This window comes from Streptomyces sp. NPDC091682 (assembly GCF_044756625.1).
In the GTDB taxonomy this organism is placed as follows: Bacteria; Actinomycetota; Actinomycetes; order Streptomycetales; family Streptomycetaceae; genus Streptomyces.
This window is the reverse complement of the sequence record NZ_JBIVTH010000003.1, coordinates 391,026-401,494: the sequence shown is the minus strand read 5'-3', so window position 1 is coordinate 401,494 and position 10,469 is coordinate 391,026. Positions and strand designations below refer to the sequence as shown.

The window sequence follows — 10,469 nt, the reverse complement described above, 5'->3', positions numbered from 1 at the left end:
CCGCGCCCCCACCGATCGGACCCCTCCGGCCAACCCGTTCAGGTCACGCGCACCCGGCCCCCGGCCGTGATCGTGGCGCCGCCCCCGGCCAGTCCCGATCCTGACCGGGCCGGAGCGTCCCCTCCGGCCCGGTCGACGGAGGATGCGAGCAATGGCCACCACCACGCCCACGGACCACAAGGTCCCGCACGTCTCGACGGTCCCCGCCAACGCGGGACAGAACGTCCACCTGTACGTGCGGGAGTACGACGGCACCCCACCCGGCCCCAACGCGCAGCGCAAGGTCGTCCTGATGCTGCACGGCCGGAGCGTTCCCTCGGTCGTGGCCTTCGACCTCCAGCACGACGGCGGCAAGTACAGCTGGGCGCAGCACCTGGCCAAGGCCGGGTTCGACGTGTTCCTCATGGAGCTCACGGGCTCCGGCCTGTCGCCGCGTCCGGAGATGGACAAGCCCTGCAACGCCAACCCGCAGCACCAGGAGATCCTCGACCCGAACCCCCTGACGTACACCTGCACCCCGCCCTACCCGCACGAGCTCGGCAACTCGGAGAGCGAGTGGGGCGAGGTCGACGCGGTCGTCGAGTACATCAAGGCGAAGAAGGGCGTCACCAAGGTGGCCCTCGTCGGCCAGTCCGCCGCCGCCTTCGTGTTCGGGCCGTACGCGATCCAGCACCCGGGGAAGGTCGAGAGCCTGCTCCTCCTCGCGCCGATCTACCCGCCCGCCGGCCGGGCCAGCGTGCCGCCGAAGAGCTTCGGGGCACCGGTCGCGTCCTTCCCCGTGTCCGCCCCGGCCTCCCTGTTCGGCTTCCCGATGAACCTGTCGAGCCGGACGGGTCTGGAAAGCGCCTGGGACAAGGAGGTGCGCTCCCCCAAGCAGCGGGCGGCGGGCATGGTCGACGCGGTGTGGAAGGAGCTCATGGCCGTCGACCCCGTCGGCAAGGCCTGGGGCGGCCCGACGGCCGGGGCACCCGAGGGCGTGCTGCGGTTCCGCAACTCCTACTGGTGGGGCTGGAACCAGGACACCGTCCCGCTCGGCGGCGTGCTCGGCGACAAGGTTCCGGTGATGATCGTCTACGGCGAGCACGACGCGACGGCGAATTCACCCACGTTCTCGGTCCCGGCCTTCTACGACGCGGTCCCGGGCGTGCGCAAACTGATGTTCCGGGTGTCCTGCGCCGGCCACTCCATGGTCTGGGAGCGCCAGTCCAAGGTCCTGCACCGGCTGTCCACGCAGTGGCTGGGGCACGGGAAGGTCGACGACCTGGAGAAGGGCAGCTTCTCCGTGGACGAGGACGGCGCCTACGCGGACACCATTTAGGCGCGCGCCCTCCCGGCGGCGGTCGGCGAACGGCGAGAGCCCCCGGCACCGGGCCGGGGGCTCCTACGGGTGGGACCGGATCCCGGTCCGCCGGTTCAGGCGGTCGCGGCCAGTGCCGTGACCAGCACCGGGGTCACCAGTTGGACCTGCCAGGGCCGGGCGCCGTAGCCCGCCAGGGCTTCCGCCACCGCGTCCGCGTGCAGCCGCTGCGGCGGCTCCCAGCACAGCCGACGGACCGTGTCCGGGGTGATCAGGTTCTCCTGGGGCAGGTTGAGCGACTCCGCCAGCGCCGAGACGGCGGTACGGGCCGCCGAGAGCCGGGCCGCGGCCGCCGGGTCCTTGTCGACCCAGGAGCGCGGCGGCGGGGGACCGGCCGGGGTCGCCCCGGGCTGCGGCAGCTCGTTCTCGGGCAGGGCCTTCGCCCGGTCCACGGCGGCCATCCACTGGTCCAGCTGGCGCCGGCCCATCCGCTGCCCGTAACCGGGCAGCGCGGAGAGGGTGTGCACGTTGGTCGGCAGGGCGAGGGCGGCCTCGACGATCGCGGCGTCGCCCAGCACCTTGCCCGGCGACACGTCACGCCGCTGAGCGATCCGGTCCCGGGACTCCCACAGCTCCCGTACGACCGCCATCTGCCGGCGCCGGCGCACCTTGTGCATGCCCGACGTACGGCGCCACGGGTCCTTGCGCGGCGGGGCGGGCGGGGCGGAGGCGATGGCGTCGAATTCCTGGTGGGCCCATTCGAGCTTGCCCTGCCGGTCCAGTTCCTTTTCCAGTGCGTCCCGCAGGTCCACCAGCAGCTCCACGTCCAGCGCGGCGTAGCGCAGCCACGGCTCGGGGAGCGGGCGGGTGGACCAGTCGACGGCGGAGTGGCCCTTCTCCAGTGCGTAGCCGAGCACGCTCTCGACCATCGCGCCGAGTCCGACCCGGGGGAAGCCGGCGAGGCGGCCGGCCAGCTCGGTGTCGAACAAGGAGGTGGGCACCATGCCTATTTCCCGCAGGCACGGCAGGTCCTGGGTGGCGGCGTGCAGGATCCATTCGGTGCCGGACAGGGCCTCGCCCAGTGCGGACAGGTCGGGGCAGCCCACCGGGTCGATTAGCGCGGACCCCGCACCCTCACGGCGCAGCTGCACCAGATAGGCGCGCTGGCCGTAGCGGTACCCGGAGGCCCGTTCGGCGTCGACGGCGACGGGCCCGGTGCCCGCGGCGAAGGCCGCGACCACTTCGGCGAGGGCGTCCGCGTCGGCGACCACCGGAGGAATCCCCTCGCGGGGCTCCAACAAGGGAGTCGGCAGCCCACCGGGCGGAACAACGACGTCGTCCGGGGGGCCGCCCCCGGTGGTGGTGCGCAGGTCTGCTGCGGGATCTTGGGCGTCGGTCACCGGTCAAGGGTATCCGTGTATACGACGCGCCCGTCGCCGGAACGTTCCGTCGACGGGCGCGAGCGGTATGCGGGGAGTTTTCCCGGGGTATTCCGGGGGTATTCCGGCAGGTTTCCCGGCAGCGGTTCCCGAGGTGGATATCCGGGGGCTGCGGCCCGCGGTCAGTGGATGATCCCGGTGCGCAGCGCCACGGCGACCATTCCGGCGCGGTCACCGGTGCCCAGCTTGCGGGCGATCCGGGCGAGGTGGGACTTGACGGTCAGGGCGGACAGGCCCATCGAGACGCCGATGGCCTTGTTGGACTGGCCCTCCGCGACGAGGCGCAGGACCTCGACCTCGCGGCCGGAGAGCTCTCGGTAGCCGCCCGGGTGGCTCGGGGCACCCGGGGGGCGGCGGTGCATGCGGGCGGCGGCAGCGCCGATGGGGGCGGCGCCGGGCCGGGTGGGGAGCCCGATGTTGGTCCGCGTACCGGTGACGACGTAGCCCTTGACGCCGCCCGCGAGGGCGTTGCGCACGGCGCCGATGTCGTCGGCGGCGGACAGGGCCAGGCCGTTGGGCCAGCCGGCGGCCCGGGTCTCGGAGAGCAGGGTGAGACCGGAGCCGTCGGGCAGGTGTACGTCGGCCACGCAGATGTCGCGCGGGCTGCCGACGCGGGGGCGGGCCTCCGCGATGGACGACGCCTCGATCACGTCACGTACTCCGAGGGCCCACAGATGGCGGGTCACGGTGGAACGGACGCGCGGGTCGGCCACGACGACCATGGCCGTCGGCTTGTTCGGGCGGTAGGCGACCAGGCTTGCGGGCTGCTCGAGAAGAACGGACACCTAGGCCTCCTGGGGGAGTGGCGGGACGGCCGGCTCGGGGAAGGAAGCCGGTGCGAACCGTGCGGATGGTCACCCACTCCTTCGGCACGTCACCCGCCCGGCTTTAGGGAATGATCACGATTTGGTGAGTAACAATTCGGGCAATTCGGACGCACGATCGATCATCGGTTGATCAGAAGCCCGCAAGGGACGCCGTCTTTCGACAGCCCGCCCAGTTCTTCGATCAGTCGTTCTGCGCCGGACGTCGATTCCGGCGGCCGTCCGGCCCTGCGGCTACGGGTGGTGCGGACCGCGACGCTGTGGCAGGGAGACCACGCCCGTCGCCGTGTCCGTCGGACCCACCGGCGGCAGTCCGGCGATCTGGCACAGCAGTTCGCACCACGCCGACAGGTGCGCCGAGGTGTCCGGCACCCCGCCCACACCCTCGCGCGGGGTCCACGAGGCCCTGATCTCGATCTGCGTGGCGGGCCGCCGCTCCGCGAGCCCGCCGAAGTAGTGCGAGCCCGCCATGGTCACCGTGCCGCTCGCCTCCCCGTACGCCAGCCCGCGCGCCTCCAGCGCCCCCGTCAGCCAGGACCAGCACACCTCGGGCAGCAGCGGGTCGGCGGCCATCTCCGGTTCCAGCTCCGCGCGCACCAGCGTCACCAACCGGAAGGTGCCCTGCCAGGCGTCGTGCCCGGACGGATCGTGGAGCAGGATGAGCCGGCCGTCGGCCAGATCGTCCTCGCCGTCCACCACCGCGGCCTCCAGCGCGTAGACGTGCGGCGCCAGTCTCTGGGGTGGTTTCGTGGGATCGATCTCGATCCCCGGACGCAGTCGGGCCTTCTTCAAGCCGTCGACCGCCCGCCGGAACGGGAGCGGGACGGAGCTCTCCTTCGCGCTGTCCGTACCCTCGGCGCCATCTGAAAATCGTCCCTGAGCCGCAGCCATGCGGGGAAGACTAGGCGGAACGAGCGCCCGTGCGGCGCAGGGACACCCTCGCCGGGTCGGACACTTCTTCGTACGTGCGAAGATTTGGGTCGTGAGCGCCAATACCCGCCCCACGGGCCAGCCGAGCCAGACGTACGATTCCGCCTTCATGAAGGCGTGCCGGCGGGAGCCGGTGCCGCACACGCCGGTGTGGTTCATGCGGCAGGCAGGGCGCTCGCTCCCGGAGTACCGCAAGCTGCGCGAGGGCACGCAGATGCTGGAGTCCTGCATGCGGCCCGACCTGGTCACCGAGATCACGCTGCAGCCGGTGCGCCGCCACAAGGTGGACGCGGCGATCTTCTTCTCCGACATCGTGGTCCCGCTGAAGGCCATCGGCGTCGACCTGGACATCAAGCCGGGCATCGGCCCGGTCGTCGCCCAGCCCATCCGCCGCCGCGAGGACCTCGCACAGCTGCGCGACCTCACCCCGGAGGACGTCTCGTACGTCACCGAGGCGATCGGCATGCTCACGGGTGAACTGGGCTCCACGCCGTTGATCGGATTCGCGGGCGCGCCTTTCACCCTCGCGAGCTACCTGGTCGAGGGCGGTCCCTCGAAGAACCACGAGCACACCAAGGCCCTCATGTACGGGGACCCCCAGCTGTGGGCCGACCTCCTGGACCGCCTCGCGGAGATCACCTCCGCCTTCCTGAAGGTTCAGATCGAGGCCGGCGCCTCCGCGATCCAGCTCTTCGACTCCTGGGTGGGCGCCCTCGCCCCGGCGGACTACCGCCGCTCGGTGATGCCCGCGTCCGCGAAGGTCCTGGAGTCCGTCGCCTCCTACGGAGTCCCGCGAATCCACTTCGGCGTGGGCACCGGCGAGCTCCTCGGCCTGATGGGCGAGGCCGGCGCGGACGTCATGGGCGTCGACTACCGCGTCTCGCTGGACGAGGCCGTGCGCCGGGTCGGCCCCGGCAAGGCGCTCCAGGGCAACCTGGACCCGGCCGTGCTCTTCTCCACCCCGGAGGCGGTCGAGGCCAAGACGGACGAGGTCCTCGCGGCCGCCGCCGGCCTGGAGGGCCACGTCTTCAACCTGGGCCACGGCGTCCTCCCGACGACCGACCCGGACGCGCTGACCCGCCTGGTGGACTACGTCCATACCCGCACGCAGCGGTAGCGACCCCTGCGGGCCGTCCGCTGGGGAAAGCGGCCCGCAGGGCTACACCCCCGCCGAGCGGACCGCGGCGACCGCCTTGCGGGCCGCCACCAGGACCGGGTCCCAGACCGGGGAGAACGGCGGGGCGTAGCCCAGGTCCAGGGAGACCATCTGGTCCACCGTCATGCCCGCCGTGAGGGCGACCGCCGCGATGTCCACCCGCTTCGCCGCGCCCGCGCCGCCGACGATCTGGACCCCCAGGAGCCGGCCCGTACGGCGCTCCGCCAGCATCTTCACCGTCATCTCCGCCGCGCCCGGGTAGTAGCCCGCCGTGTTGGTGGAGGTGATGGTGGCCGTCACGAACCGCAGGCCGGCCTCCAGCGCGTCCCGCTCGCGCAGCCCCGTGCGGGCGATCTCCAGGTCGCAGACCTTGCTGACCGCCGTGCCCACCACCCCGGGGAAGGTGGCGTAGCCACCGCCCACGCCCGCGCCGATGACCTGGCCGTGCTTGTTGGCGTGCGTGCCCAGCGGGATGTGCCGGGTGCGGCCCGCGACCAGGTCCAGGACCTCCACGCAGTCGCCGCCCGACCAGATGTTCTCGTGGCCCCGGACCCGCATCGAGAGGTCCGTGAGGATGCCGCCCGAGGGACCGAGCGGGAGGTCGGCCGCCCGGGCGAGCGCGGTGCGCGGTTCCACGCCGATGCCGAGCACGACCACGTCCGCCCCGTACTCCTCGCCCGCCGAGGTGGCCACCGCCCGGACCCTGCCCTCCTCATCGGTGAGGATCTTGGTCACCTCGGCGCGGGAGACCGTACGGATCCCCATCCGGTTCATCGCGCCGTGCACCAGGCCGCCCATGTCCGGGTCCAGCGTGGCCATCGGCTGCTCGCCCCGGTGCAGGACGGTGACCTCGTACCCCCGCGCCACCAGGGCCTCCGCCATCTCCACGCCGATGTAGCCCGCGCCCACCACGACCGCCCGGCGGCCCTCGGTGCGCCGCAGGGTGTCCATCAGGCGCTGGCCGTCGTCCAGGCTCTGGATCCCGTGGACCCCGTGCGCGCCGATGCCGGGGAGCCGGGGGCGGACGGGGCGGGCGCCCGTCGCCAGGACCAGCTTGTCGTAGTCCGTCCAAGATTCGGATCCGGTGTCCAGATCGCGGGACCGGACCCGGGAGCCGGCGAGGTCGAGCTCCACGACCTCCGTACGCATGCGCAGATCGATGTCCCGGGCCCGGTGCTCCTCCGGGGTACGGGCGATCAGGTCGTCGCGCTCGGCGACCTGACCGCCGACCCAGTACGGGATCCCGCACGCCGAGTAGGAGGTGAAGTGCCCGCGCTCGAAGGCGACGATCTCCAGTTCCGCCGCGGCCCTCAGCCTGCGGGCCTGTGACGCGGCGGACATCCCCGCCGCGTCACCGCCCACCACCACCAGTCGTTCCGTCGCCATCGTCCGTACCGCCCCTTCACCACCATCGGATGGTGAACACGCTACGGCCGAACGCGCGTTCAGTCCTGCACGTCGGCCTCGGCGTCCGGAGCCGTCCGGGCCGCCGGCACCGTCGCCCGCCACGGCACCGGGGCCGTCTTCGCCGGCGCCGGCCGCCACCGCCGGTACAGCCGGACCAGCAGCAGCACCACCGCGGCCGTCAGCGCGAACGGCAGCACCGCGCCCACCGCCACCGTCAGGTAGCGCACGACCTTGGTGAAGACGTCCCAGCCCCCGCCCAGGGCCCCCAGGAAGGTGGGCTCCTTCTTCTCCTTCTTCTCGGCCGCCGGCTTCACGGCCGGCTCCGAGACCTCCAGCGTGATCGTGCCCAGCGAAGTCTGGTCCTTCAACGCCGTCTGCTGCGCCAGCAGCGACTCCAGGTCGGACTGGCGGCGCGACAGCTCGCTCTCCAGCATCACCACCTCGCTCAGCGCCGAGGCCTTGCCCATCATTTCCCGCACCCGCGCCACGCTGGCCTGCTGCGAGGCGACCCGGCTGCCGATGTCGGCGACCTTCTCCGTGACGTCCTGCGCCTCGACCTTGCGGTGCAGGAGCTTCCCGCTGCCCTCCATCTCGCCGAGCACGGCGTCGTAGCGCTCGCCCGGCACCCGCAGCGTCAGCGTCGAGGTCATCCGACCGTCCCCGCCGCGCTTGGTGGACTCGTTGCCGACGTAGCCGCCCGCTCCATCGGCGGCCGTGCGGGCCGCGGCGAGCGTCTTTTGGACGTCCGCCGTCTCGATGCCGAGCGTCGCCGTCCGGATCACGTTCGGGCGGACCACGGCCGGCGGCGCGGCGTTCTTGCTCGCGGAGGAGGCCGAGGAGCCCGCGGCACCCGCGGACCCGGCCGGCGCCGGGGCCGCCGCGGCGCCCTCCGGGGCCTTGCCGTCGGCGGCGGGAGCCACCGCCGCCTTGTCGGTCGCGGAGCCCTGGCCGCTCGCGCCGCAGCCGGTGAGCGCGAGCGCCCCGGCCAGTGCGAGGGCGGCCAGGGCCGCCGCGGAACGGTGTCTGTCGAAACTGCGCATCGCTGCAAACCCCCGAGGATCGGCTGGTGTTGCCGGTTCGACGTCCAGAGTCCCGTCGCGGGTTTCGAATCCACGGTCCCGGGGTGATCCCGATGCGGTCACGGTCCGGCCTCGGAGATCGGTCTGAGACGATGTGTCCATGCACGAAGCGGACATGCGTACGGATCGGCCGGGCCCTTCGACCCGGTCCACCGGATCCCAGCGGCACGCCGTCGTCATCGGCGGCGGCATCGCGGGCCTCGCGGCGGCCCACCGGCTGCTCGCCGAAGGCGTCCGCGTCACCCTGCTGGAGGCCGGACCCCGGCTCGGCGGCAAGCTGTACGCCGGTGAGCTCGCCGGAGCCCGCGTCGACCTCGGCGCCGAATCCATGCTCGCCCGCCGCCCCGAAGCCGTGGCCCTGGCCGAGGCCGTCGGCCTCCGCGACGCCGTGCAGGCACCCGCCACCGCCACCGCCCACCTGTGGACCCGCGGCGCACTGCGGCCCATGCCGCGCGGCCACATCATGGGCGTCCCCGGCGACCTGGGACCGCTCGCCGCCTCCGGAGTGCTCTCCGCCGAGGGACTGGCCCGCATCGAAGCCGAGCGGACGCTGGCACCCACCGAGATCGGCGACGACGTCGCCGTCGGCGAATACGTCGCGGCCCGCCTCGGCCGCGAGGTCGTCGACCGGCTGGTGGAACCGCTGCTCGGCGGGGTCTACGCGGGCGACGCCTACCGCATCTCCATGCGGGCCGCCGTGCCCCAGCTCTTCGAGGTCGCCCGCACCCACGCCCTCCTGGGCGACGGCGTACGGGAACTGCAGCGCCGGGCGCAGGCCTCGCCCCAGCAGGCCGGTCCGGTCTTCGCCGGCATCGACGGCGGCATCGGACGGCTCCCGATCGCCGTGGCCGACGCCTGCCGCGCCGCGGGGGCCCGGCTCGTCACGGACGCCCCCGTCCGCGAGGTCGTCCGTACGGCCAAGGGCTGGCGGGTGGTGGCCGGCGCCGAGGCCGTCGAGGCCGACGCCGTGATCCTCGCCACCCCGGCCGGCGCCGCCGCACGGCTGCTGGACGGGCTCGCCCCGGCCGCCGCGACCGAGCTGCGCGGGGTCGAGTACGCCTCGATGGCCCTGATCACGATGGCCTTCCGCCGCTCCGACCTGCCGGCGGCCGTCTCCGACGGCGGCGCCAGCGGATTCCTCGTACCGCCCGTCGACGGCCGGACCATCAAGGCCTCCACCTTCTCCAGCAACAAGTGGGCCTGGGCCGGTACGGATCCCGACCTCTTCCTGCTGCGCACCTCGGTCGGCCGCTACGCCGACGAGGGCGACCTGCAGCGCGAGGACGGCGAGCTCGTCGACATCTCCCTGGCCGACCTCGGCGAGGCCGTGGGCCTCGCCGCCCGGCCGGTCGCCTCCACCGTCACCCGGTGGGACGGCGGACTGCCCCAGTACCCGGTCGGCCACCTCGACCGGGTCGCCCGGATCCGCACCGCCGTCGCGGCCCTGCCGGGCCTCGCGGTGTGCGGCGCGGTCTACGACGGAGTCGGCATTCCGGCCTGCGTCGCGAGCGCCGGCAAGGCCGCGGACGCGGTGATCGCCGCCCTCGGTGCGCGTACGGCACCCCTGGCACCGACCACTGATCAGCGCACGGGACAATAGGCACATGACTGCACCAGAGAAGATTCCCAACGCGGGGAAGAAGGCGAAGGACCTCAACGAGGTCATCCGCTACACCCTGTGGTCCGTCTTCAAGCTGAAGGACGTTCTTCCGGAGGACCGCACCGGCTACGCCGACGAGGTCCAGGAGCTCTTCGACCAGCTGGGCGCCAAGGACATCACCGTCCGCGGCAGCTACGACGTGTCCGGCCTGCGCGCCGACGCCGACGTCATGATCTGGTGGCACGCCGAGACGGCGGACGAGCTGCAGACCGCCTACAACCTGTTCCGCCGCACCAAGCTGGGCCGCGCCCTGGAGCCGGTGTGGTCGAACATGGCCCTGCACCGCCCGGCCGAGTTCAACAAGTCGCACATCCCGGCCTTCCTGGCCGACGAGGTCGCGCGCGAGTACGTCAGCGTGTACCCCTTCGTGCGCAGCTACGACTGGTACCTGCTGCCCGACGAGGACCGCCGCCGCATGCTCGCCGACCACGGCAAGATGGCCCGCGGCTACCCGGACGTGCGCGCCAACACCGTCGCCTCCTTCTCGCTGGGCGACTACGAGTGGATGCTGGCCTTCGAGGCGGACGAGCTGTACCGCATCGTCGACCTCATGCGTCACCTGCGCGCCTCCGAGGCCCGTATGCACGTCCGTGAAGAGGTGCCCTTCTACACCGGGCGCCGCAAGTCCGTCGCCGATCTGGTGGCCGGGCTCGCCTGATACCTCCCCTGGGGGGAAG

Annotated in this window: 9 protein-coding genes; 4 read left to right on the top strand and 5 right to left on the bottom strand. The window is 72.8% G+C overall.

Annotated features, from left to right (window positions below; genetic code table 11):
- Positions 1 to 151: 151 nt before the first annotated feature.
- Positions 152 to 1,318 (top strand): alpha/beta fold hydrolase, encoded by a 1,167-nt coding sequence (locus tag ACIQK6_RS09885; RefSeq protein WP_402694632.1) that lies wholly within the window; start codon positions 152 to 154, stop codon positions 1,316 to 1,318.
- Positions 1,319 to 1,413: 95 nt separating this feature from the next.
- Here ACIQK6_RS09885 and ACIQK6_RS09880 read toward each other — a convergent pair whose 3' ends face one another.
- The 3 genes from ACIQK6_RS09880 to ACIQK6_RS09870 form a co-directional block, all read right to left on the bottom strand.
- Positions 1,414 to 2,697, bottom strand: a complete 1,284-nt coding sequence (locus ACIQK6_RS09880; protein ID WP_329098263.1) for a ribonuclease D — start codon at positions 2,695 to 2,697, stop codon at positions 1,414 to 1,416.
- Between the two features lie 161 nt (positions 2,698 to 2,858).
- Positions 2,859 to 3,521, bottom strand: coding sequence for a response regulator transcription factor (locus tag ACIQK6_RS09875; protein ID WP_007267191.1), 663 nt, complete (start codon positions 3,519 to 3,521; stop codon positions 2,859 to 2,861).
- Between the two features lie 273 nt (positions 3,522 to 3,794).
- Positions 3,795 to 4,451: a DUF3000 domain-containing protein gene (locus ACIQK6_RS09870; protein WP_329098261.1), complete on the bottom strand. Its 657-nt coding sequence runs from the start codon at positions 4,449 to 4,451 to the stop codon at positions 3,795 to 3,797.
- A gap of 91 nt (positions 4,452 to 4,542) precedes the next feature.
- Here ACIQK6_RS09870 and hemE point away from each other — a divergent pair, with 91 nt between their 5' ends.
- A complete protein-coding gene (gene hemE / locus ACIQK6_RS09865; RefSeq protein ID WP_329098259.1) occupies positions 4,543 to 5,607 on the top strand; it encodes a uroporphyrinogen decarboxylase in 1,065 nt (354 codons plus the stop codon).
- Between the two features lie 42 nt (positions 5,608 to 5,649).
- Here the strand turns inward: hemE and ACIQK6_RS09860 are convergent, their stop codons facing one another.
- Together ACIQK6_RS09860 and ACIQK6_RS09855 are read right to left on the bottom strand one after the other, a co-directional pair.
- Complete coding sequence (locus ACIQK6_RS09860; protein ID WP_329098257.1) at positions 5,650 to 7,032, bottom strand: FAD-dependent oxidoreductase; 1,383 nt, start codon at positions 7,030 to 7,032, stop codon at positions 5,650 to 5,652.
- A gap of 59 nt (positions 7,033 to 7,091) precedes the next feature.
- Positions 7,092 to 8,093, bottom strand: a complete 1,002-nt coding sequence (locus ACIQK6_RS09855; protein WP_402694631.1) for a DUF4349 domain-containing protein — start codon at positions 8,091 to 8,093, stop codon at positions 7,092 to 7,094.
- Positions 8,094 to 8,247: 154 nt separating this feature from the next.
- On the opposite strand from ACIQK6_RS09855, the gene hemG reads away from it, so the two are divergent.
- A complete protein-coding gene (gene hemG, locus ACIQK6_RS09850) occupies positions 8,248 to 9,732 on the top strand; it encodes a protoporphyrinogen oxidase (protein ID WP_402694676.1) in 1,485 nt (494 codons plus the stop codon).
- A gap of 4 nt (positions 9,733 to 9,736) precedes the next feature.
- Positions 9,737 to 10,450 (top strand): hydrogen peroxide-dependent heme synthase, encoded by a 714-nt coding sequence (gene hemQ, locus ACIQK6_RS09845; RefSeq protein WP_329098254.1) that lies wholly within the window; start codon positions 9,737 to 9,739, stop codon positions 10,448 to 10,450.
- The last annotated feature ends 19 nt before the right edge of the window (positions 10,451 to 10,469 follow it).